Below are 21,534 nucleotides of genomic sequence, written 5' to 3'. Positions count from 1 at the left end.
CTGCGGACGCCGTCAGCGGTGGCCGGGGTCGAAGCGGCGTAGGTCGAGGGTGGTGGGGTACTCGACGCCGGCGCCGCCGAGCATGGCGCGGGTGTCCGGCCACGCCGACGTGTCGACCGGGCCGGTGCGGTGGCCGATCGCCTCGAAGCGCGACGAGCGCCGCGTCTCCGCAGCAGCCGCGTTGACGGGGTAGTCCTCGTAGGCCCGGCCGCCGGGATGCACCACGTGATAGGTGAACCCGCCGAGTGAACGGTTGTTCCAGGTGTCGACCAGGTCGAACACCAGCGGCGAGTGCACACCGATCGTCGGGTGCAGCGCGGACGGCGGCGCCCACGCGCGGTAGCGCACGCCACCGATGAAGGCGCCAGCCTCGGAAGTGCCTGTCCCCCAACCGGATCCAGTCGCCGGGACCATCGGCACGGGCACGCCGTTGCAGGTCACGACATGTCGGCCTTCGACCAGGCCAGATGCCGCGACCTGAACCTTCTCGACAGACGAGTCGACGTAGCGAGCCGTGCCGGACTGCCGTACCTCTTCGCCGAGCACGTGCCACGGCTCGACGGCCGTCCGCAGCTCGAGGTGTACGCCGGCCACGTCGGTCTCCCCCAACCTCGGGAATCGGAACTCCAGGAACGGTTCGAACCATGACTCGTCCAGCAGTGGAGCCTTCGAATCCGAAGCGGACAGAAAGCGATTGAGGTCAGTGACGACTTCGCGCAGATCCGCGGCCGCGAAGCCCGGCAGCAGGAACCGGTCGTGCAGTCGCGATCCCCAGCGCACCAGCGGACCGCTGTAGGGCTCGTGCCAGAACTTGGCCACCAACGCCCGAACGAGCAGTGACTGCACCAGCGACATCTGCGGGTGCGGCGGCATCTCAAAACCGCGAAGCTCCAACAACCCCAGGCGTCCTCGCTCGGAGTCCGGGCTGTAGAGCTTGTCAATGCAGAACTCGGCGCGGTGGGTGTTGCCGGTGATGTCGGTCAGCAGATGACGGAGCAGCCGGTCGGTCAGCCACAGCTGGGACGTCAGGTGGCGAGCGCGCCGGTCCTCCGCGGGCTCGGCGCGGTCCTTGTCCGACGCGATATCCGCGGCGATCTGCTCATCGGAGGCGCCCACGACCCGCTCCAGCTCGGCGAATGCGATCTCCAGCTCGTAGAGCGTCTCGTGTCGCCCCTCGTCGACGCGTGGCGACTGCGATGTCGGACCGATGAATCGCCCTGAGAACACATAGGACAGGGACGGATGGTGCTGCCAGTAGGTCAGCAGGCTGCGCAGCAGATCGGGTCGACGCAGCAGCGGCGAGTCCTGCGGTGTCGTGCCCCCGAGAGTGATGTGGTTGCCACCGCCGGTGCCGGTGTGGGTGCCATCGACGTCGAACTTCTCGGTGGCCAGCCGCGTCTGGCGGGCATCCTCAAACAGCGTCTCGGTGAGGTGGGTGAGGTCGTCCCACGACGACGTCGGCTGCACGTTGACCTCGATGACGCCCGGGTCGGGCGTGACCGACAGGGTTTTGGTCCGCGGGTCGCCCGGCAGAGGGTAGCCCTCGAGAACTACTGGTACGCCGAGCTTTTCAGTCGCCGCCTCAACAGCCGCGACCACCTGCAGCGCATGGTCGAGGTGGCTCAGCGGGGACAGGAAGATGAAGACATGACCGTCACGCTCCTCGACGCACAGCGCAGTCCTGGGCGACTCCTCGATGTCCCGGACCGCCGCAGGGGTGATGCCGTCCAGCACGGATGAAGCAGTCGGCAGGTCGTCACGTGAGCCGAACGCCGGAGCCTCCGGCTCGAACGGAGCCTCGCTCCATGCGATCGAGCCGAGCGGCAGACGCAAGCCCATCGGGGACGTACCCGGAGTCAGGAAGAGGTGCGTGCGGCGGGTCCGCCACTGGGCTGTCGCCCAGCCGTCACCCTCGGTGTCGCGGAAGATCGGCACGACCCAGCCGCGCGGCGTACTGGCCTGGGAATCAAGGGAATTCACCGTAGCCATGGGGTCCGGATCCGTCGGCTCGATGTCGACCTCGGGTCGCTCCTCGCCCACCGGCCTACGGGCTTCGACCCACGTGTCGTTGAGGACGTCTTCGTACGCCGGCAGCGCCAGCTCCGTGGGTACGCCGAGTCGCGCCGCGATGCCGTACGCGAGGTCGCGCGACACCTGAGGATCGAGCTCGCGCGGGTCTCCCCACGGGTCATCCAGCAGCTCAGGGTGCGACCAGAGCGGTACGCCGTCGGCGCGCCAGGTCAGCTGGATCTGCCAGCGCGGCAACGGCTCGCCGGGGTACCACTTGCCCTGGCCGTGATGCACCAGCCCGTCGGGAGCCCAACGTTGCTTGAGTCGAGACGCGAGATCCGTTGCCAACGCACGCTTTTCGTCACCGTCGGCAGCAGACTCCCATTGCGCTGACGACGTGTCGCCGGCCGAGACGAACGTGGGCTCCCCGCCCATGGTGAGCCGGACGTCGGCGGCGTCCAGCAGCGTGTCGACATGCTTGCCGAGCCTGTCGACGTCAGCCCACTGCGCCTCGTTGTAGGGCTTCGTGACACGCGCGTCCTCGTGGATGCGGGTGACGGTGTTGGTGAACGAGAAGTCGACGTCGACGAGTCCCGTGGCCCCGCTGATCGGCGCGGCGGACGACGGGTGCGGCGTCGCGGACAGCGGGATGTGACCCTCGCCCGCGAACAGACCAGAGGTGGCGTCGAGGCCGATCCAGCCCGCACCCGGGACGAAGACCTCGGCCCAGGCGTGGAGGTCGGTGAAGTCCTCGTCCGGCCCGGACGCGCCGTCGATGGACTTCACATCAGAGGTCAGCTGCACGAGGTAGCCCGACACGAAGCGTGCGGCGAGGCCCATCTTGCGCAGCACCGACACCAGCAGCCACGCGCTGTCCCGACACGAGCCGAGGTGCTTCTCGAGCGTCTCGTCCGGGTCCTGCACGCCGGTCTCGAGGCGCACGGTGTAGGCGATGTCGCGGTTGACCGCCCGGTTGATCGCGACGAGGAAGTCGACGATACGCAGGTCGTCGGCCGGCCGATTCTCGGCGAGCCACTGCTCCGTGAGGGTCTCGATACGCCCTCCGCTAGCGCTCCGGGCTACTCGACCAGCGGAGTTGTCGTCGACGGGCTTGAGGTAGGGATCGAGCTCGGCCTTCAGACCCTCCGGATAGGTGAAGGGGAAGGTCTCGGCGTACTCCTCGACGAAGAAGTCGAACGGGTTGATGACGGTCATGTCCGCCACCACACCGACCGTGATGTCGAGCTCGCTGACCTTCTCCGGGAAGACCAGCCGCGCCAGGTAGTTGCCGAACGCGTCCTGCTGCCAGTTGATGAAGTGGTTCTCCGGCGTGACCTTCAGGGAGTACGCGTCGATCGGCGTTCGAGAGTGCGGCGCCGGCCGTAGCCGGACCGTGTGGGGGTAGACCTTCACCGGCTCGGAGAACCGATAGGTCGTCCTGTGCTCCAGAGCCACGCGAATCGTCACCGGGTCAACCTACTTGGCCCCCATTTCCGGCGCGTGAACCCGCACCCCGAAAACCATTCGCCCTGGCGCGCCGGAGGGTTCTAGCGTCAAAGACATGATCACGCAGATCGACGTCGACGACGACGTGGCCCTTCGGCAGGCGCACGCCGCGACCGAGCGCTCCGCTGCCGTCGACCGACCGTGGTCCGAGCCCATGGCCTTTGACGAGTGGGCCGCCGACCTCCGGTTCAAGGACCCGGGCGAGCGGTTCGAGCTGTGGGGCGCGTACGACGAGGGCCGGGTCGTCGGGGTGGCCATGACCTGGTTCCCGGACGCGGACAACACGTGGATGGTGTGGACCGATCTGCACGTCAACCCGGACTTCCGCGGCCGTGGCCATGGCACCGGGCTCATCGAGGCCTTGACCCGACGGACTCGCGAGGAGGGTCGTACGACCCTGATGACCGAGTTCCACGTGCCGGGCGACGACCTGGAGGGCCATCCGTACCGACGCTTTGCGCTCGCCCGTGGCTTCGAGCCCGGCTGGGTCGAGAACGTCCGCCACATGCCGCTGCCCGTGCCCGAGGAGCTGCTCGCCAAGCACGGCGACAGCGCCGCCGAGGCCGCAGCGGAGGCGTACGACGTCACGGTGTTCACCGGCAGCGTCCCCGACGAGTACGTGCAGGGCCTGTGCGACCTCTACAACCTGCTCGGTGTCGATGCCCCCACCGGTGGGATCGAGTTCGAGCCGGAGGCGCAGACGCCGGAACGCGTCCACGCCTACTGGGACCTGCAGAAGTCGCAGCACCGCACCCGAATGATCGCGTTGGCCATCGAGCGCTCGACCGGCGTCGTCGCCGCGCACTCCGACCTCGTCGTCCCGCCTGAGCCGTCGACGCAGGTCTGGCAGTGGGGGACGTTCGTCCACCGCGACCACCGCGGCCACAAGCTCGGGATGGCCGTGAAGATCGCCAACCTGCGACACCTGCAGGAGCACTACCCCGGTCGCTCGCTGGTGCGCACGAGCAACGCCGACAACAACGCCTACATGGTGTCGATCAACGAGGACCTCGGCTTTGAGATCGTCGAGCGCGGCGTCGCGGTCCAGATGCCTGTGAAGCCGGCCTAGCTGTCAGGTGAGGCCGTCGACCGACTGTGCGCTGCGTACGGTCCCCTGGTCGCCCGGGGAGCCCGGTCCGGCCAGCACGGTCACGGCTCCGGTCGAGGTGTTGTAGCGCGCCAGCGACGTCTTCTGGTTGTCCTCGGCGCAGGTCCAGCCGACGGTCATCCAGAGGCTCGTGCCGCTGCCGGCCACGGTGCGGACGTTGTGCGTGCCCGCACCCCACGGCCCGGTCGGGTTGACCCAGACGGGCTTGCCGTCCTTGACGAGGGCTGTCCCTCCGCCCTGGCAGGAGTCACTCCAGAACGTCTGTGCCGCAATGGGATTCGTGGCGAAGACCGTGCCAGCGTCGGAGACAACACCCGCCAGATGCGTCACCGCACCGGTCGACGCGCTGGCCTTGTAGACCGCGCTGTTGCCCGGGATGTCGTAGCAGCCGAAGCGCATCTGACCGTCTGACCAGAGCCCGAGCGCGGTGCAGGAGACCCCCGGGTTCTGGTTGGGGATCGCTCGAACGAGACGGTTGGCGACGACGTCATAGATGCCGATGTCGTTGCCGCGCGACACCATGTAGGTCGTGCCTCCAGGGGAGACCGCCGGCTGCCCGTCGGTCGGGACCGAGAGCGTACGCACCACGGCGCCCTCCTTCGAGCGCACGGTAACCCTCGGGTTGGGATAGCCCTCCTGGGCGATGAGCTGGTCGCCAGGGCCGAAGTCGAGGCCCTGCCCGGCCGGCACGTTGATGCGCCTCCCGGTCGCGGTTGCCGCGTCCCACAGGGTGAAGACTGTCGGCGTCCCCTCCACGACCTTCGACCGGGTGATGATCATCCGGGCGTCGTGTCGAACGTCGAGCACGGTCGTCCCCGCAGCGACCGTGCCGACGGGCTTGCGCTCCCCCGTCGGGCTGATCAGAGCGAGATATTTCACGGTCGGTGCCCGGGTGTCGCTGATGACAGCGCTCCAGCCGGTCGCCCACGACCCAGGAGCCGGCAGGGCCGGTACGGCTGCGCCGGCAGCAGCTCCCGGTCGTACGGATGCCTGAGCCGACGCTGCGGCCGGCAGTGCCGCGCCGGCAAGTGCCAGCGACATGACAATGGTGGTGACGGTCTTGCTCATGGTCTTCCCCCTTGGATGACGTCAATCGTCTTCCCGCATAGTGACGCGCGAGGAGGTAATGAGGTTGTCCTCGAGGGACGTCAGACGCGTCGCAGCACGCGCAGCGAGCCGTGCACCGACTCCTCGGTGAAGTCGCCGGACGCCAACGCGGCCTCGACGACGTGCCACGGAGCCTGCCCGCCGTCGGCCGGGTCGGGAAAGACGTCGTGCACGAGGAGTACGCCGCCGGCCGCCACATGGCGCGCGAACGCGCGGTAGTCGTGCTGAGCCGTCTCCTCCGTGTGGTTGCCGTCGAGGAACAGCAGGTCGACGGGCGTACGCCACCACTGCGCGACCTGCTGGGTCGAGGCGACGACGGCAGAGACGACGTCGCCGACGTGGTCGTCGAGCGCCTGCCGGAAGGTCGGCAGGGTGTCCAGCCGGCTGGTACGCGGGTCGACCATCGAGGTGTCGTGCCACTCCCAGCCGGGCTGGTTCTCCTCGGAGCCGTGGTGGTGGTCGACGGTCACCAGTTGCGCCCCGACGCGGCGGGCCGCGTCGCCGAGGATGAGTGTCGACTTGCCGCAGTAGGTCCCGATCTCCAGCCAGGTGCCGGCGCGCGAGGACAGGGCGGTGGCGTACAACGCCTCACCCTCGTCGTCGGGCATGAACCCCTTGGTCGCGGCGACAGCCGCCGTGACGTCAGCTGGCAGCGTCATCGGCTTCGCGCTCCTCGATCAGGGCGTAGTCACGGAAGATCCCGGACCCACCGGTCGTGCCGGTCACGGCATCGACAGCGAGTACGACGGATGCGGCCGTCCAGGTCGTCTGCTCCTCGGGCCAGATGGCTGAGTCATCGACGACATAGCCGGTCCAGTAGCCGCCGGTCGTCTCGTCTCGCATGCGCTGAATATCGCTGAGAATCGTGATGGCAGAAGAGGTTTCGCCGATCGCGTCGAGCGCCATGACCAGCTCACTGCTCTCGGCTGCCGTCACCCAGGGGTGGTCGTTGACGCAGCGGACGCCGTAGCCCGGCCAGACGAACTCGGCCCAGCGGTCGGCCAGCGCGGACCCGGCCTCGAGGCCGCGCAGCGCTCCTCCGAGCACGGGGTAGTACCAGTCCATCGAGTAGCGCGAACGGTCGGAGAAGCACTCGGGCCGCTCGACCAGCGCGTCGCGCAGGCGACCTGCCGCGCGCTCCCACCCGGGCCTGGACTCGCCCAGGACAGAAGCGATTTCGAGCGCACAGGTGATCGAGTGCAGCGCGCTCGCAGAGCCGGTGCGCAGGCCGTAGTCGTCGGGTCGGCGGTCAGCGCTGACGGCCCAGGCGAGCTCTCCGCCCGGACGCTGCTGCCTCAGGACGAACGCGATCGCCCGATCGATTGTCGGCCAGTAGCGGCGCAGCACCTGGGTCGAGCCGGTGACCAGGTGGTAGTGCCAGATGCCGGTCGCGATGTAGGCGCACTGGTTGGTGTCCGAGGCTGCCTCGGTGACGACGCCGTCGCGCTGCTCCATCGGCCACGAGCCGTCAGCCGCCTGGGTGCGGGCCGACCAGGCGTACGCCGCGAGCGCAGCCTCGTGATGACCGAGCGTGGTCAGACCCATGGCGGCCTCGATGTGGTCCCACGGGTCGAGCTGACCCCCGCGGAACCACGGGATCGCACCGTCCTCGCTCTGGTGAGCGAGGATGAACTCGCCTGTGCCCGTGAGCTGTTCGGCGCTCAGGACATCATCGAGCTGCAGTGCGGGGGGCGTCATCAGACCGAAGTAGAGCCGGTCGAGTAGTCCGGAGCGCTAGCGGAGGACGTATCGAGACCCGGTGACGTCTGGGGAGACTCCGCGTCCGGGGTTGCCTCGGTCTCGATACGGCTCGCCCTAGCGGGCTCGCCTACTCGACCAGCGGGGTCGGGCTCGCCTACTCGACCAGCGGGGTCGGGCTTGCGGAGATAGACCACGACGCTCTTGCCGAGCACCGGGTTGAGGGCGCGCTCGGTGACGCGAGTGAGAGCAGGCGCCTTCATCAGGTCCCAGACGAGGAGCTTGTGGTACGCCTTCGTCGCGACGTTCTCGTTGTCCGGGCCGACCGCGCACTTGAGCCACCAGTAGGGCGCGTGCAGTGCGTGGGCGTGGTGAGTTCCCAACAGCTCCAGGCCTGCTCGCTGCAAACGCTCGACCAGCTCGCTCGCCTTGTAGATGCGGATGTGTCCGCCCTCGACCTCGTGGTACTCGTCGGAGAGCTTCCAGCAGACCTGCTCCGGCCAGTTGCGCGGGACGCTCACCGCGACCAGACCACCGGGCTTGGTGACCCGGAAGATCTCGGCCATGACCTGCTCGTCCTCGTGGATGTGCTCGAGGATCTCGGCGGCGATGACACGGTCGAAGCTGTTGTCCGCGAAGGGCATGTCGCGAGCGTCACCGTGGAGTACGTCGCCCTTGCCGCCCGGGCCGACCTCACCCTCGAGCTCCATCGCGCCGAACATCGTCTTGACGTCGGCGAGGTCGGACTCGCTGGCGTCGAACGCGGTGACCTCGCAGCCGCGGCGCAGCGCCTCGAAGGAGTGGCGGCCCTGGCCGCACCCGAGGTCGAGCAGGCTCATGCCGGGCTCGAGCGGGAACTGCTGGAAGTCAACGGTGATCATGCGGAGTCCTTCTTGCGGTGCTGATCGATGACACGTTGGTAGACGGCTGCAGTGGCGCGGGCGACCGAGGCCCACGAGTAGGTGGAGACCGCGCGTTCTCTGCCGACCTCACCCATCCGGGCACACCGCTCGGGATCGGCCAGCAGGTCGGCGAGTGCGTCGGCGAGTGCGTCCGGGTCACCGGGAGCCACGAGCAGGCCGGGGCCATCTCCCTGGGAGATGGCGCTCGTGGAGGCGAGCAGCTCGGGCAGCGCTCCCACGCGGCTGGCCACCAGGGCGGTGCCACACGACATGGCCTCGACGGTCGGCAGCGAGAAGCCTTCGTAGAGCGACGGCACGACGTGCACCTGCGCCGAGGCCATCAACGCCGCCAGCTCGTCCGTCGGCAGACCCTGCTCGAAGCGGACCCGGTCGAGCAGTCCCGCGTCGGCCAGTGCCTTCTGCGTCTTGTCCGAAGGGGTGCCCACGACGACCAGCTCGGACCAGCGCGCGCGATCGAGCCGGCTGAGTGCGGCGATCAGCACGGACAAGCCCTTGAGCGGTACGTCCGCGGAGACGATGGCGACGAGCCTGCCTGGCACGCGGTCGGCGTACGGCATGGGGGTGAAGGTGTCGACGTCGACACCGACAGGGACGACGTCGAGGCGCTCAGGGCGTACGCCGAAGTCGGTGACGATGTCGCGGGCGGACTGCTCGGAGACGGTCAGCAGGTGCTCGCAACGCTGGGCGACGCGGCGCTGCATAGCGACGAAGCCGTACCAGCGACGCTTGGTGATCTTGCTCCAGCCGTGCGCGTCGGCCAGCTCGAGGCGACGGTCCTGGCTGATCGGGTGGTGGATCGTAGTCAGCACCGGCATGCCGCGTCGGGCGAGCTGGAGCAGGCCCGGGCCGAGGGTCTGGTTGTCGTGCAGGACGTCGAAGTCGCTCAGCTTGTCGCTGAGGTGGCGCGCCAGTCGCATCGAGAAGGTGCGCGGCTCCGGGAAGCCACTAGTGCACATCGTGAGGAACTCGAGCACGTCGATACCGTCGCGGAACTCCTGGCGCGCGGGCCGCCGGAACGGGTCCTCCGGGCGATAGAGGTCCAGGCTCGGCAGCCGCGTCAGACCGACGCCCTCGTCGAGCTCGGGATAAGGCTGACCGGAGAACACCTCGACCTCGTGACCGAGGTTGACCAGCTCACGCGAGAGGTTGCGAACGTAGATTCCCTGACCGCCGGAATGCGGCTTGGAGCGATACGACGACAGCGCGATGCGCACGTGTTGAACCCTCCTGATCGTTGCCGGCGGCCGGGTCGGTCGCGAGTGCGGACGGGCGCGGCATCGTCGCAGCGCGGTGACTGGTCAGTAACTTTAACCCGTCGCAGCCGCTCCCCCGGAACTCCCGCCGCAGTCACGGTACGACGCCGCCCGCCCCACGAGCAGCCTCGCCCCGGGCGCGGCGCCGGGTCCGACGTACCGTGGCGCAGGTGAAGGACACGGTGACGTATGTCGAGATGACCACCCGCGATCAGCTCGACCCGGCCCCGCCGGTTGCGGGTCTCGCGCTCGCACCGCTCAATCGGGACTCGCCCCTGATCTCGGACGTGCAGGCCCGGATTGGCGAGCCGTACGGCTGGCGCAGCGCACGGCGAGCGCCCGACCAGTGGGCCACCTGGCTCGCAGAGGTCCCGCACCGGACCTTTGCGCTGCTGACCTTCGACACTGCCCCGGCGGGCATCGTCGCCTACGAGCCCCGGCCCGCGGACGAGGTGGAGATCATGACGTTCGGTCTCCTGCCGGAGTACATCGGCAAGGGCCTCGGCGGATGCGCCCTGACCCTTGGCATCGAGCACGCCTGGGAACTGTCCCCGACGGTGAACCGGGTATGGCTGCACACCTCGTCGTTCGACCACCCCCATGCGCTGCCCAACTACCACCGGCGCGGGTTCCGGACGTTCCGAACTGAGGAACGCGAGCGCATCTAGCAACGACCGCGCCGCAGACCCCGGGTGGGGCCTGCGGCGCGGGGGGCGGAGCGAGAACACGTCCCAGCAGGGTCAGCAGGGGGGGTTGCGACCCTGATCCCAGCGTCCTCGCTCAGGAGTTGCTCAGAGCGGCGCGTTCATTCCGTCGCTTGCCGAGCAGGCACTGGCCGCGGGAGCGGCAGCCGCCAGGCAGGTGAGCCCGGCAGCGTTGTTCTTGGTGTACTGGCTGTCGGCAACATCCGCACCTTCAGTGGCGGCAAGGGCGGCTTGGGTGACCGCCGGCTGGTTGGCGACAGCGTCCAGACGCAGGTCGAACGTGGTGCCGATGGTGGCCTGCAGCTGGCCGAGAGACACGTCGCGGCTCTCGCCCGGCGCCATCGCCGTGGTGAGGGTGAGCACCACGTTGCGGTGCCCATTGATCGTCCACAACGTCACCGTGTAGCCGGCGTAGTCCCCGGCCGCAGCGTTGGCGAAGTTGTTGGAGTCGACGACGAAGCGGGTCCCGGCGGGGATCGTGGCGCTCAGCTGCTCGTCCGAGCCGGAGCTGCGGTCAGCGACGTTGGTGATCTCGAAGCCGTTGGACCCGATGAACGTGGCCGGCTGGGCGACGACCTCGACCAGGTCGGAGCCGCCACCGCCGCTCGGCCCTGGGATGGGGTAGGCGTTCGCTGGAGCTGCAGCCCCGAACATCGCGAGGGCCGCGACGGTGGGAATAGCAACCTTGGCAAACGTCTTGACGTTCGGCATCAGTACTTCACCTTCCGAGAGGGGTTTGAATCTTCGATTCTGTTTTCCTGCAGCACAAAATGTCGCGTCGGAAAACCGCACGACATCTCATGGGCAATGCAAACCCGATTGATTGGCCATTCGGGTCGGGTTTTAACCCGACATGCAGCATGGCATTTCAGGGCTCGCGCGCAATGGCCCTGACGGTAACCGTTCCGTCTGTGAACGGCATACTCAAAGCAAAGTCACTATTGCAACCGTATTACTTATGAGTATGAATCATTCGGAATGTACGGCGGGTGGCGCGACGTGCCCGCGCAGCGGGCTCAGTCGCGCTTGAGGACCACGACCTGGCCGCCGCTGCGGACCAGGGGCTGGTCGTACTCGCCGACCTGGGTGAACCCGCGCCGGCCGAACATCTCCACGATGTCCGCCGACTTCACCGGGTCGAGAGCGCCCCACTGACCGGCCTCCGCGGCCTTTGGCTTGCCCTGCCGCGAGTTCAGCGACACGACGTAGCGCAGACCCTTGGACGAGACCTGGTCGACGTAGTGGTCGACGACGTCGGGCTCCATCTCCTGGAACGAGAAGGAGTTCACGAACACCTCGAACTCGCCCTCCAGGTCCTCGATCCTGAAGTTGGGCAGGACCGCGGACTTCTCCACCGTGATCGGGCCGGGCTTGGACAGGGTGTCGTCATAGGTCGCCACGCGGTCGGGGCCGAACAGCTCAGTCAGGTAGTACGACGCGACGGTCAGCAGCGGCGGGATGTCCAGGTCGACGTAGCGGGCGTCCTCATCGCGCGACATCACGATCTCGCCGAGCACGCCGAAGCCGCCGCCGATCTCGAGGAAGCTCCGCGGCGGCGCATCCACGTGGCGGGACAGCGCGGCCAGGCACAGGAGGTAGTTGACGTAGGCGCGACCGACCGTCACCTCGGGGATACCGCTGAGCGGGTACGCCTGCCACGGCGAACCGATCCGGCTCTCGCCGTGATTGATGAGGTCGAACGGCCAGCGCTGCTGGTCCCAGGCCATGCTCGCCACGTCGAAGTCACGGCGGGCCTCGAACGAGCCGTTGAGCGCCGCGCCGAGGTAATTGTGCGTGGCGTTGGCATTGTTGGCCTGCGCGATCGGGAGGAGCTTCTCGATCACCGCGTTGGTATAGCTGTTGCCGTAAGTCGGGTTGAACCAGATCCCGGCGGTGCGCCAGGACTTGAACCGCTCCAGCCCCTGGGTCTCCATGTCCTTCAGGAGCGCCTCGACACCTGGCCCCCAGAAGTTGGTCGGCAGGTAGGTCGGCTTCGCCTCGCGAAGCTCGTCGAGCGATTGTCTGGTCAGGTCAGCCCACGTCGACACACGGGTCTCCTTACAAGGGGTTTGCGGCCGGGGCCGACGTTACCCACGCCGCGCGCGAACTGCGGGACGTTCAGCCACCTTCTTGAGGTTGATTGCGCAACCAGATCCGACTTCGGGCCGATTCGGTCGACACCAGCAGCAGCCGGTCGCCGACGAGCCCCAGCGCGGCGTCCTGGGTCTTCACCGGGAGACTGACCGGTGCCCACCTCGTGCAGTCCCGCGAGACCGTCGCGAGCCGGCTGACGTGATCGACCTGATGCAGGACGTACGCCTCGCCTCGCCTCAGCAGCACCGATCCGGGTTGTACGAGACCGCTGCCCGGGCCGGACGCACCCGCGCCGGGCCGGCCGGAGGGCGACAGGGTCCAGCACAGCAGATGCTGCGAGGCGGTCTGGGTGCCGCCGACCACGACACAGCCCGACCCGTCGCAGCCCGCGACGTCGGCCCGTGCCGGTCCGCTCGCCGGCAGCGCGACTCGACGCCAGCCGACCCCGTCCTGGGACAACCAGGCGAGAGGCACGACCACCAGCCCACCAGCGTCGCCGCGCATCGTGCTGCCGAGTGCCACGAAGCCAGACCCGGTCGACGTCACGCCCGACGCGGCCGTCTGCTCCCCGACGGCCGACGAGAGCCCGTCCGCATCCGCGTGCCTCGTCCACGTCACGCCGTCCGGTGACGTCCAGGACGCGGCGCCGTAGCGGCCTCCCGGTCCGTCCCATCCGCCGACCAGGACCGCCGTGCTCGCGGTCGCCGCCTCCGCGTTGACGGAGATCGCGTCCTCGCCACCGAACATCGTGAACGACTGCTCGTGCTCCACGAACGTGCCGCCCTGATCGGTCACGTCCGCCGTCCAGGTGGTCGGGCGTGGGTTGGAGTGGGCGCCCCCGAAGGCCTGTCCGTACGCCACCACGCGGCTGCCCCGGACAGCTCCCATCACGAGCTCGGCCAGTTGCCCATAAGCAGTGACAGGTTTCATCGAAAATCGTTGCCACCGCTGGCCGTTCGAGGTTATCCATGCGGCTGGAGCTCGGCCCGACGGGCCTGGCACCGAGCCCAGTGCCAGGGTGCGGCCACCGACAGGGAGGAGTACGAGCACGCGCGCCCCTGCAGCCGGGCTCGCCACTTCCTGCCAGCCTGCGACGACCGGCAACGTGGTCGCCGTCGGGCGCTCGTGTCCTGAGCCCGAGCTGCACCCGGCGACCAGCGCGCAGGCGAGGATCAGCGCCCACAGCCGGGCACGCGTCGTACGACCGCCACTCACCTCTTCACCGTAGGACGGGGCGCGCCTACCGTGAAGCCATGACGGGATCACTGCACACGTACGCCGCTCATCTCACCTGGTCCGGGTCCACAGGAGTCGGGTACGACGCGTACGACCGGGCACATGACGTCACCGCTGCGCCGGCCGAGCAGGCGTTGTCGCTCACGTCCGACCCGGCGTTCCTGGGCAACCCGGCGCTGCTGAACCCCGAGCAGCTGCTCGTGATGGCTGCGTCGTCGTGCCAGCTGCTGAGCTTCCTTTCGGTTGCTGCGCGTTCGCGGCTGGACGTGGTCGACTACGCCGACGAGGCGACCGCCACGATGGACGAGTCGCAGACCCCGACCCGGCTCGACGCGATCGACCTGCGGCCCCGGATCGTCCTCGCCGACACGGACCGGCCGCGCGCTGCGCAGGACCGGCTCGACCGGCTGGTCGACCTCGCGCATCGCGGCTGCTACATCGCCAACAGTCTCAGCACGCCCGTCCGCGTGACCGCGACGTTCACGTGGCGCACCGCCTGATCGGAACGGTGCCCACCCCTACGGGTGTACTCGCCGCCTCGCGGACGACAGCACACTCGTCCTTCGCATGACCCGCGGTGGCATCACCGCCGCGGGACGCATGAAGGGTCCACCCGGCCCTGAAGGAGTACCCATGATCGGCAACATCATCGTCTGGCTCATCATCGGAGTCGTCGTCGGCGCGCTCGCTCGTCTCGTCCTGCCGGGCAGGCAGTCCATCAGCTGGGTCGCCACGATCGTGATCGGCATCATCGCGGCGTTCGTCGGCGGGCTGATCAGCTATTCGCTGATCGGCGTCGACGACAACGGTGGCATTCAGTGGATCCCGCTGATCATCAGCGTCGCCCTGGCCGCGGTCGGTGTCTCGCTGTACGCCGGCTCGGCTGGCCGTCGGACCGTCGGCCACCACTGACCTCGACTTCGAACGGCCCGGCTCCTCGAGGAGCCGGGCCGTTCGTGGTCTCGTGCCCTGCCGTTAGGTCTCGTCGCTCCCGCGGTCGTCGAGCACGGTGACGTCGACCTGCGGCGACCGGAAGACCAGGCTCAGCTCTGAGGTGTCCAGCGTGAACACGTCGGTGCCCGTCCAGCCCAGTTCGGACACCTCGCCCCGCTTGTCGACCGGCACACCCTCGTTCGCCTCGGAGTCGGCCTGCAAGATCTGCACCGAGCCGAACGTGAGGCGGACCGTGAGCGCGCGATCGTCGGGGTGACCGTTCCACGGAGCCTCGTAGCGGAAGGTCGTCACAAGGCGTGCGTCGACGTTCCACTCGAACGACTCCAGCGAGGCGTCGTGAAGGTGGACCTCCCAACCGTCCTCGGTCGCGAACTCGTCCAAACTCAGGTCGGTGTTCAGCGGGTGATCAGGGTCCAGGCCAGTGATCTCCGCGCGCCTCGCTTCCATGCCCGGGACAGTAGCCCCCAGGGCGGTACGAAGCCTGAGGAGGGCATCGAGCGGTCACTCCTCAGGCCGTCAGGGACATTCCGCGCTGAGGAGCGCGTCGAGTGGTCACTCGTCAGACGGACGGTCCGAACCGGAGGCCGATCCGGCGTGATTGCCGCGGCATGTCGGCCTTCGACCCGCGCGCCTGCGTGGTCGGACTTGACGCGTCCGGTGTACTCGTCAGTGGGGCCGTAGCAGTCCGAGCGGTCCTGCTTGGCGCACGGTCGCGGTGGGATCCCGCCCCCCAGCCCCCCGCGGCCGTGCGTCCCCACCTCGCAATACGATCAGCGACGTGCACGCGTTCGACCAGGAGACGTACGACGTCGTCGTGGTGGGTGCCGGACCCGCAGGGAGCAGCGCAGCCCGTGCTGCGGCCCAGGCCGGCGCTCGCACTCTGGTGCTGGATCGGGCCCAGTTCCCTCGCTACAAGACGTGCGGTGGAGGGCTGATCGGGCCGACTTTGGCCCATCTGCCCGACGACTTCGACCTCCCGGTGCAGCAAAACATCCACCGGGCCACGTTCACGCTCGCCGGCCGCCGCACCACGACTCGGTCCGCCGACCGCACGGTCCTCCGCCTGGTCAACCGCACGGATCTCGACGACCGCCTCCTCCACGCTGCCGCGACCGCCGGCGCGGACGTGCGGCAGGGCGTCACGGTGACCGCCGTCGAGGAGACCGGCGACCTGGTGACGCTCCGCACGAGCGCGGGGCCGGTTCGCGCGCGGTGGGTCATCGGCGCGGACGGGAGCGCCTCGCGTCTCGGACGCCACGTCGGCGTCGAGGTGAGGCAGACCGACCTCGGGCTGGAGGTCGAGCTCGACGCAGGTCCCGCTGCGGACTGGGACCATCGCATCGCCATCGACTTCGGCCCGCACCCAGGGTCGTACGCCTGGGTCTTCCCCAAGGACGGCCTCCTCACCGTCGGCGTCATCATGGCCAAGGGCCAGCCCGAGCAGACTCGCGCCTATCTGTCGAGTTTCATTGAGCAGCAACGCCTTTCGGGACTCCCTGAGGTGCGTTCGTCGGGCCACCTCACTCGCTGCCGTACGCCCGACTCACCTCTCGGACGCGGTCGCGTTCTCCTCGCCGGGGACGCTGCCGGCCTCCTCGAGCCCTGGACTCGCGAGGGCATCTCGTACGCCGTCCGGTCCGGTCTGCTCGCGGGCTCCGTCGCAGGTGGTGCGAGCGTGACCGGCGGCTCGACGGCTGCCGCGCAGTCGTCGTACCGAAACGAGATCGAGCACGGCCTGGGACGCGAGATGGCGGCGGGCGCCACCCTGCTTGCGGCGTTCGAGCGCAGCCCTGGCCTGTTCTTCCGTTGCCTGACGACCGGCCCGTGGGGCTGGCGTGCGTTCTGCCGGGTCACGACCGGTCCGCAGACCGTGCAGCGACTGCTCGATCGGCGCCGCGCCCGCTGGACCGTAGCGGGCCTCGCGAGGGTCGTCGCCACCCTGAGATGACCCACTGGTCATACCCAGGTAGGGGTTCTTCCGCAGGAAACTCATCCTTTATCGGGATGCCGCTCGCACTGGGCCGTTCTAACCTGCAAATATTCGGGTCACACCACTGAAATTCGGGGAATCTTGGTGATGAACACATGACGGCACTGGAGACGAGCAGCCGGTCTGCCGCGGAAGCCACAGTCCGCGGCGCTCAGACACCGGCACGCGTCGCACGCAGACGACCCATCCTGCTGCGTGCGCTATCCCGTCCTGCCCTCGTGCCGGAGCTGCTGATGCTCGTGCTCGGCTACGTGTCGTTCTCCGTCATTCAGGCGCATCTGGGCGAGAGCCACCAGGACGCCGCGTCGCACGCCGTGTCCCTGCAGCGCCTCGAGCAGACGCTTCGTCTCGACTTCGAGGTGCCGGTCAATCGGTGGCTGTCCGACCATCTGTTCCTCACGCATATTGCGGGCTACTACTACGCCGCCGTCCTTTTCGTCACACCCGTCGTGCTCGCCTGGGTGTTCTTGCGTCGGTCGCAGCACTATCTGCATCTGCGCCGCACGCTGGTCATCACGACGGTGCTCAGCCTTCCGGTGTTCTGGCTGTTCGCTGTGGCGCCACCGCGGTTCGCGATGCACGGCATCACTGACCTCATCGCGGTGCACGACATCCTCGGCGGTGCCACGTCACGTGACTCCGGCAACTCGGCCAACCTCTACGCCGCCATGCCGAGCCTGCACATGGCGTGGTCGTGCTGGTGCGCCTTCGCGATCTGGTGGTGCCTACGCCGTTCGCACCGCTGGGCGGCTCATCTCGCCTGGCTCTACCCGGCAGCGACCGCCGCCGACGTCATCGCCACCGGCAACCACTACGTGCTCGATGTTCTCGCCGGAGTCGCCCTGCTGCTCGTCGCGCTCGGAGTGACCTACGCCTGGAGCTCAGCGACCCGCGAGCGTCGCCGGCTACGGCATGAGGAGCTACGTCGTGAGCAGCTTGAGCGCGAGCGCCAGCATCACCAGCCCGATCACGAGATCGAGCACGCGCCACGTGCTGGGGCGGGCAGCGAGCCGCGAAGCCGCGCGGGCGCCGTAGCCCAGCGCTGAGAACCACAGCACGCTCCCGAGCGCCGCACCGCCCGCGAACCACCACCGGCCGGTCGACCCGTGCTGGTTGGCGATCGAGCCCAGCATGAGCACCGTGTCGAGATAGACGTGCGGGTTGAGGAACGTGAGCGCGAGCGTGGTGGCGGCCACCGCCGTACGACTGCGCCCGTTGCCGTCCGCGGGCGTCATCGCTGACGGTCGTCGGGCGCGCCACAGCGACATGAGGCCATAAGCGGCCAGGTAGGCAGCTCCGACCCATCGCAGGACGTCCAGGGCGGTCGGGTGGTCCCGGACCAGCGCCCCTACTCCTGCGACACCGGCGGTGATCAGCAGCGCGTCCGCCACCGCGCAGATCGTGACGACCAGCCCCACGTGTGCGCGCATCAGGCCCTGCCGCAGCACGAACGCGTTCTGGGCACCGATGGCGATGATGAGGGTGAGGCCGGTCAGCAGGCCGGCCAGGGAGGCAGTCACGACAGCGACGCTAGGCCGGTCTCGTGATGTAGGGAAGCGAATGTTTTTAGGGGATCATTAGTCTGCCTTCATGAAGGACGACCACCTGAAAGCCCTGCTGGCGATCGTCGACCACGGGACGTTCGAGGCGGCGGCCAGAGCGCTGTCGGTGACACCGTCCGCGGTCAGTCAGCGGGTCCGCGCGCTCGAGTCCGAGGTCGGGCACGTCGTCATCCGTCGTACGACACCGTGCACGCCCACCGACAGCGGCGCCGTCCTCGTCCGCCTGGCTCGGCAACGCCAGCTGCTGGATGAGGAGGCGGAGGGAGTCCTCAGCTCGGATCCGGCAGCGCGCGTCGACCTGCCGCTCGCGGTCAATGCGGACTCACTGGCCACCTGGTTCGTCGGCGTGCTGGAGGGGTGCGCGGCCTGGACCGACACCGTGGTGCGCCTCCACGTCGAGGACGAGGCCCACTCGTCCGAGCTACTGCGATCCGGCTCCGTGATCGGCGCCGTGACTTCGGATCCCGTTGCGGTTCAAGGCTGCTCGGTCGAACAGGTCGGTCGGATGCGCTACGTTCCGGTCGCGACACCCGAACTGGCGGCCGCATTCGCGAAGGGCCGCGGTGTCGACTGGTCCGCGATGCCGACGGTGCGCTTCAACGCCAAGGACGACCTGCAGCAGAGGCTGCTCGACCACCACGGCGCGACGCGCACTCCGCCGACCCATCTCGTACCCTCCTCCGAAGGCTTCCTCGCCGCCGTGCACGCGGGGCTGGGCTGGGGCGCGGTGCCCGAGGAGCAGCTGGGCGACGATCTCGGGACCGGGCGGCTGGTGCGGCTCGGCACCCGATCCCGGGTTGACGTCCCGCTCTACTGGCAGCGCTGGCGGCTGCAGTCGGACCGCGTCGAGCGGATCAGCGAGCTGGTACGACGCGTCGCGGCGTCGGCTCTGCGTCGTTGACGGGCACCTCGCACAGCTTGCCGCCGGTCATGATGTCCGACATCGCGCGCTGCAAGATGCGCACTCGGCGCTGACCCTCGTCGAGGATCGCGTCGTAGAGCGCGACCCAGTGCTCGGGCTGGGGCGCTTCGCCTTCAGGCAGCAGCGCCAGCAGCTCGCGGATCTCGCCGACCGTCATGCCGATGCGTTGGGCGACCCGCGCGACGCGGATGCGACACGGCGCCGCGCGGTCGAACCGGCGCTGGTTGCCGCTGGTCCGCGAGGCACTGACCAGTCCGTGCTTCTCGTAGAACCGCACGGCCGAGATACTCACCTCCGCCCCCTCAGCCACCTCGCTGACGGTCAGGTCCCGCTCGAGGGTCTCTGTGGTCATCACTGCTCACCTTGCTTCCGGTCCGACGAGGTACGCATGAGGGTCGTCGCGACGACCAGGGCGACGGCGATCAGGACGACTGCGGCCAGCTGGGCGATGCGCTGACCGGCCACCAGGTCGGGCGCCAGGGCCGCGCGGGCGCCCGGTGCCATCCGGCTCACGGCCTCCAGCCCACCGTCGAGTCCCGGCACCTGCCACGCGATCGCCGCCGCCAGTAGCGCAGTGATCCCCGCAGTCCCGACCGCCGAGGCCAGCTGCTGGGCCAGGCCCATCACCGATGATCCCGAGGCGAGGTCCGGCCCGTTCAGCTCCCGCATGGCGGCAGTCATGCCGGGCATGATCACCCCGCCGCTCCCGGCACCAGTGAGGGCAGCGAGAGCCATGAGGACGGCGTACGACGTGTCTGCCCGGAGGACGAGAACCGTCCCGATGGAGCCGGCCAGTGCCATCGACAGCCCCACCGTGACCACCCGCCAGGGCGCGACCCGGTCGACGAGCCGTGTGCAGATCTGCAGGCTCACGCCGGTCGCGAGTGCGGCTGGGATCGCCATGGTGCCGGCCATCAGAGCCGAGTCGCCACGGATGACCTGGACGTAAGTCGGCATCAGGAGCATCGAGCCGAAGTAGGCCGCGCCGAAGAGCACGAGGACGCTCACGTTGATTGCGATGCTCGGTCGCCACAGAAGTCGAACTCGCAGCAATGGCGCGGCAACTCGTCGGGATCGCAGGACGAATGCGGTCAGCAGCGCGACGCCCAACACCATGAGTGCGATGCGCGCGACGGGAGAGAAGCTCGCCTCGCCGAGACCGAACACCGACACCGTCGCACCCGGCAGGAGGAGGCCGAGGCCGACCACGTCCAGCGGCTCGCGGTCTCCCGGCTCGTCGCGGGGTGCCCAGTGCCGGACGAGGGCTGCAGCCACCAGCGCGGGCGGCACGGTGATGAAGAAGATCGCCCGCCAGGACCAGCTGTCGATCAGCCAGCCCGACAGGATCGGCCCACACAGCGGCCCGACGAGCACGGGCAGCCCCAGGAGGCTGGTGACCCGGCCCCGCTCGTGAGCGGGTACGCCGCGCATCACCAGGATCATGCCGACCGGGTTCAGCAGGCCGCCGCCCAGACCTTGCAGCACGCGCGCCGCGATGAGCGTGGCCGGACCACTGGCCAGGCCCGCGAGCGCGGAAGCCAGCCCGAAGACGAGGATCGCGCTGACGTAGACCCGACGGGCGCCGTACCTCGTGCTGAGTCGTGCCGCGAGCGGGAGCGTGGTGACCAGCGCCAGGAGGTAGGCCGTGGTCGTCCACTGCATCGTGGCCAGCGGTGCGTTGAACTCACGCATCAGGGCTGGCACGGCGACGACCGCGATGGTGGTGTCGAGGACGACGCACAGCCCTCCCAGCCCGAGCGCCAGACCGAGTCGGGTGCGCTGGGAGATCCGTGGAGCGATCTCCGCTGCCCGGGTCGCCGCGGCGGCGCTCATGCCGGGACCGGCTCAGGTCGCCGGGCGGCGCGCAATGCGGTTGCCCACCAGTGGAGTTCGGCCAGGGTGGCGTCGAGCGCGCCGATCACGCTGTCCGGCGCGACGAAGAGCCCGTCCTCGAGGTGGTTCCACGGTGCGGTGATGCCCACGACATTGCGGGTGGTCATCGACTGCAGCTCGGGGAAGATGAGCCGCAGCTGCTCGACGGCGCGCAGCCCGCCCGAGCCCGCGCCGTACGACACGAAGGTCACCGGCTTGCGCGTCCACTCGGTGTAGTGCCAGTCGATGGCGTTCTTGAGGGAGGCGGGGAAGCTGTGGTTGTACTCGGGAGTGAGGACGATGAATCCGTCTGCCACTGCTAGGCGTTCGGCGATCGGGCTCTCGCTGTTGCCGGGCACGAGGTCGACCTGAGGCAGGTCCACGGTGGCGAGGTCGATGACGTCGAGATCGATCCAGGTCTCGGCCGCGATCGCCTGACGCAGCCAGCGCACGAGGGGGTCGGCCATCCGACCCGATCGAACGCTCCCGACCAGCAAGGCAATTCGTAGCTTGTTGTCGCTCATGACAGCGACGCTAGAAGTTCAACAATGGTTGAGGTCAAGCCCCGGCAGCCAGCACGCCGTTCGCGACCGCA

20 protein-coding genes and 1 pseudogene are annotated in these 21,534 nt (G+C 68.8%); 7 read left to right on the top strand and 14 right to left on the bottom strand.

Annotated elements, in window-relative coordinates; all coding sequences use genetic code 11:
* Positions 1-12: 12 nt before the first annotated feature.
* Positions 13-3,477 carry a transglutaminase family protein gene (locus VV02_RS03750; RefSeq protein WP_052589940.1) on the bottom strand — a complete coding sequence of 1,155 codons (3,465 nt, stop codon included), beginning with the start codon at positions 3,475-3,477 and terminating at the stop codon, positions 13-15.
* A gap of 94 nt (positions 3,478-3,571) precedes the next feature.
* On the opposite strand from VV02_RS03750, the gene VV02_RS03745 reads away from it, so the two are divergent.
* A complete protein-coding gene (locus tag VV02_RS03745; RefSeq protein ID WP_052589938.1) occupies positions 3,572-4,585 on the top strand; it encodes a GNAT family N-acetyltransferase in 1,014 nt (337 codons plus the stop codon).
* 3 nt (positions 4,586-4,588) lie between these two features.
* Here VV02_RS03745 and VV02_RS03740 read toward each other — a convergent pair whose 3' ends face one another.
* The 5 genes from VV02_RS03740 to VV02_RS03720 all read right to left on the bottom strand — a co-directional run bounded on the left by VV02_RS03740 (position 4,589) and on the right by VV02_RS03720 (position 9,566).
* Positions 4,589-5,692: a hypothetical protein gene (locus tag VV02_RS03740; RefSeq protein ID WP_052589936.1), complete on the bottom strand. Its 1,104-nt coding sequence runs from the start codon at positions 5,690-5,692 to the stop codon at positions 4,589-4,591.
* An 80-nt stretch (positions 5,693-5,772) separates the two neighbouring features.
* A complete protein-coding gene (locus tag VV02_RS03735) occupies positions 5,773-6,390 on the bottom strand; it encodes a class I SAM-dependent methyltransferase (protein ID WP_052589934.1) in 618 nt (205 codons plus the stop codon).
* The gene (locus tag VV02_RS03730) at positions 6,374-7,429 is read right to left on the bottom strand and encodes a glucosidase family protein (protein WP_052589933.1); all 1,056 of its coding nucleotides are present in this window, start codon (positions 7,427-7,429) and stop codon (positions 6,374-6,376) included. The genes VV02_RS03735 and VV02_RS03730 overlap by 17 nt, the downstream gene beginning before the upstream one ends.
* Positions 7,429-8,310: a class I SAM-dependent methyltransferase gene (locus VV02_RS03725; protein WP_083449881.1), complete on the bottom strand. Its 882-nt coding sequence runs from the start codon at positions 8,308-8,310 to the stop codon at positions 7,429-7,431. The genes VV02_RS03730 and VV02_RS03725 overlap by 1 nt, the downstream gene beginning before the upstream one ends.
* Complete coding sequence (locus VV02_RS03720) at positions 8,307-9,566, bottom strand: glycosyltransferase family 4 protein (RefSeq protein ID WP_052589931.1); 1,260 nt, start codon at positions 9,564-9,566, stop codon at positions 8,307-8,309. Before VV02_RS03720 ends, VV02_RS03725 begins: the two co-directional genes overlap by 4 nt.
* Before the next feature lie 209 nt (positions 9,567-9,775).
* On the opposite strand from VV02_RS03720, the gene VV02_RS03715 reads away from it, so the two are divergent.
* Entirely contained in the window at positions 9,776-10,273 is a 498-nt protein-coding gene (locus VV02_RS03715; protein WP_052596503.1) for a GNAT family N-acetyltransferase, read from the top strand.
* A 123-nt stretch (positions 10,274-10,396) separates the two neighbouring features.
* Here the strand turns inward: VV02_RS03715 and VV02_RS03710 are convergent, their stop codons facing one another.
* From VV02_RS03710 to VV02_RS03700, 3 genes are all read right to left on the bottom strand, one after another.
* Positions 10,397-11,020: a hypothetical protein gene (locus VV02_RS03710; RefSeq protein WP_052589929.1), complete on the bottom strand. Its 624-nt coding sequence runs from the start codon at positions 11,018-11,020 to the stop codon at positions 10,397-10,399.
* A 305-nt stretch (positions 11,021-11,325) separates the two neighbouring features.
* Positions 11,326-12,357, bottom strand: coding sequence for a putative sugar O-methyltransferase (locus VV02_RS03705; RefSeq protein ID WP_052589927.1), 1,032 nt, complete (start codon positions 12,355-12,357; stop codon positions 11,326-11,328).
* A gap of 70 nt (positions 12,358-12,427) precedes the next feature.
* A complete protein-coding gene (locus VV02_RS03700) occupies positions 12,428-13,333 on the bottom strand; it encodes a hypothetical protein (RefSeq protein WP_052589925.1) in 906 nt (301 codons plus the stop codon).
* A 323-nt stretch (positions 13,334-13,656) separates the two neighbouring features.
* On the opposite strand from VV02_RS03700, the gene VV02_RS03695 reads away from it, so the two are divergent.
* Both VV02_RS03695 and VV02_RS03690 read left to right on the top strand, forming a co-directional pair.
* Positions 13,657-14,139, top strand: coding sequence for an OsmC family protein (locus VV02_RS03695; protein WP_052589924.1), 483 nt, complete (start codon positions 13,657-13,659; stop codon positions 14,137-14,139).
* A gap of 133 nt (positions 14,140-14,272) precedes the next feature.
* Positions 14,273-14,551: a GlsB/YeaQ/YmgE family stress response membrane protein gene (locus VV02_RS03690; RefSeq protein ID WP_052589922.1), complete on the top strand. Its 279-nt coding sequence runs from the start codon at positions 14,273-14,275 to the stop codon at positions 14,549-14,551.
* 63 nt (positions 14,552-14,614) lie between these two features.
* On the opposite strand, the gene VV02_RS03685 is transcribed toward VV02_RS03690, so the two are convergent.
* Entirely contained in the window at positions 14,615-15,040 is a 426-nt protein-coding gene (locus VV02_RS03685; RefSeq protein WP_052589920.1) for a hypothetical protein, read from the bottom strand.
* Between the two features lie 331 nt (positions 15,041-15,371).
* Here VV02_RS03685 and VV02_RS03680 point away from each other — a divergent pair, with 331 nt between their 5' ends.
* Complete coding sequence (locus VV02_RS03680) at positions 15,372-16,541, top strand: geranylgeranyl reductase family protein (protein ID WP_083449880.1); 1,170 nt, start codon at positions 15,372-15,374, stop codon at positions 16,539-16,541.
* A gap of 137 nt (positions 16,542-16,678) precedes the next feature.
* Positions 16,679-17,431: pseudogene (locus tag VV02_RS27015) on the top strand (phosphatase PAP2 family protein); the annotation flags it as partial.
* Between the two features lie 72 nt (positions 17,432-17,503).
* Here the strand turns inward: VV02_RS27015 and VV02_RS03675 are convergent.
* Positions 17,504-18,103 carry a LysE/ArgO family amino acid transporter gene (locus VV02_RS03675; protein ID WP_052589918.1) on the bottom strand — a complete coding sequence of 200 codons (600 nt, stop codon included), beginning with the start codon at positions 18,101-18,103 and terminating at the stop codon, positions 17,504-17,506.
* A 70-nt stretch (positions 18,104-18,173) separates the two neighbouring features.
* On the opposite strand from VV02_RS03675, the gene VV02_RS03670 reads away from it, so the two are divergent.
* Complete coding sequence (locus VV02_RS03670) at positions 18,174-19,046, top strand: LysR family transcriptional regulator ArgP (protein ID WP_052589915.1); 873 nt, start codon at positions 18,174-18,176, stop codon at positions 19,044-19,046.
* Here the strand turns inward: VV02_RS03670 and VV02_RS03665 are convergent.
* Genes VV02_RS03665 through VV02_RS03655 form a run of 3 tightly spaced genes read right to left on the bottom strand, consistent with a single transcriptional unit; the run spans position 19,000 to position 21,463 of the window.
* Positions 19,000-19,419 carry a MerR family transcriptional regulator gene (locus VV02_RS03665; protein WP_052589913.1) on the bottom strand — a complete coding sequence of 140 codons (420 nt, stop codon included), beginning with the start codon at positions 19,417-19,419 and terminating at the stop codon, positions 19,000-19,002. The two genes, VV02_RS03670 and VV02_RS03665, sit on opposite strands and share 47 nt — an antisense overlap.
* Positions 19,419-20,900: a DHA2 family efflux MFS transporter permease subunit gene (locus VV02_RS03660; protein WP_052589912.1), complete on the bottom strand. Its 1,482-nt coding sequence runs from the start codon at positions 20,898-20,900 to the stop codon at positions 19,419-19,421. The genes VV02_RS03665 and VV02_RS03660 overlap by 1 nt, the downstream gene beginning before the upstream one ends.
* Entirely contained in the window at positions 20,897-21,463 is a 567-nt protein-coding gene (locus VV02_RS03655) for an NADPH-dependent FMN reductase (protein ID WP_052589910.1), read from the bottom strand. Before VV02_RS03655 ends, VV02_RS03660 begins: the two co-directional genes overlap by 4 nt.
* Positions 21,464-21,534 lie beyond the last annotated feature (71 nt).

Source organism: Luteipulveratus mongoliensis, from assembly GCF_001190945.1.
In the GTDB taxonomy this organism is placed as follows: Bacteria; Actinomycetota; Actinomycetes; order Actinomycetales; family Dermatophilaceae; genus Luteipulveratus; species Luteipulveratus mongoliensis.
This window is presented reverse-complemented; position numbering and strand designations above follow the sequence as displayed.

Bases quoted from the DNA above. Each gene is read 5' to 3' on its own strand.
- VV02_RS03660 (WP_052589912.1), bottom strand. From the start codon at position 20,900: ATGAGCGCCGCCGCGGCGACCCGGGCAGCGGAGATCGCTCCACGGATC.
- VV02_RS03710 (WP_052589929.1), bottom strand. From the start codon at position 11,020: ATGCCGAACGTCAAGACGTTTGCCAAGGTTGCTATTCCCACCGTCGCG.
- VV02_RS03695 (WP_052589924.1), top strand. From the start codon at position 13,657: ATGACGGGATCACTGCACACGTACGCCGCTCATCTCACCTGGTCCGGG.
- VV02_RS03725 (WP_083449881.1), bottom strand. From the start codon at position 8,310: ATGATCACCGTTGACTTCCAGCAGTTCCCGCTCGAGCCCGGCATGAGC.
- VV02_RS03670 (WP_052589915.1), top strand. From the start codon at position 18,174: ATGAAGGACGACCACCTGAAAGCCCTGCTGGCGATCGTCGACCACGGG.
- VV02_RS03700 (WP_052589925.1), bottom strand. From the start codon at position 13,333: ATGAAACCTGTCACTGCTTATGGGCAACTGGCCGAGCTCGTGATGGGA.
- VV02_RS03655 (WP_052589910.1), bottom strand. From the start codon at position 21,463: ATGAGCGACAACAAGCTACGAATTGCCTTGCTGGTCGGGAGCGTTCGA.
- VV02_RS03665 (WP_052589913.1), bottom strand. From the start codon at position 19,419: ATGACCACAGAGACCCTCGAGCGGGACCTGACCGTCAGCGAGGTGGCT.
- VV02_RS03730 (WP_052589933.1), bottom strand. From the start codon at position 7,429: ATGACGCCCCCCGCACTGCAGCTCGATGATGTCCTGAGCGCCGAACAG.
- VV02_RS03740 (WP_052589936.1), bottom strand. From the start codon at position 5,692: ATGAGCAAGACCGTCACCACCATTGTCATGTCGCTGGCACTTGCCGGC.
- VV02_RS03735 (WP_052589934.1), bottom strand. From the start codon at position 6,390: ATGACGCTGCCAGCTGACGTCACGGCGGCTGTCGCCGCGACCAAGGGG.
- VV02_RS03745 (WP_052589938.1), top strand. From the start codon at position 3,572: ATGATCACGCAGATCGACGTCGACGACGACGTGGCCCTTCGGCAGGCG.
- VV02_RS03690 (WP_052589922.1), top strand. From the start codon at position 14,273: ATGATCGGCAACATCATCGTCTGGCTCATCATCGGAGTCGTCGTCGGC.
- VV02_RS03685 (WP_052589920.1), bottom strand. From the start codon at position 15,040: ATGGAAGCGAGGCGCGCGGAGATCACTGGCCTGGACCCTGATCACCCG.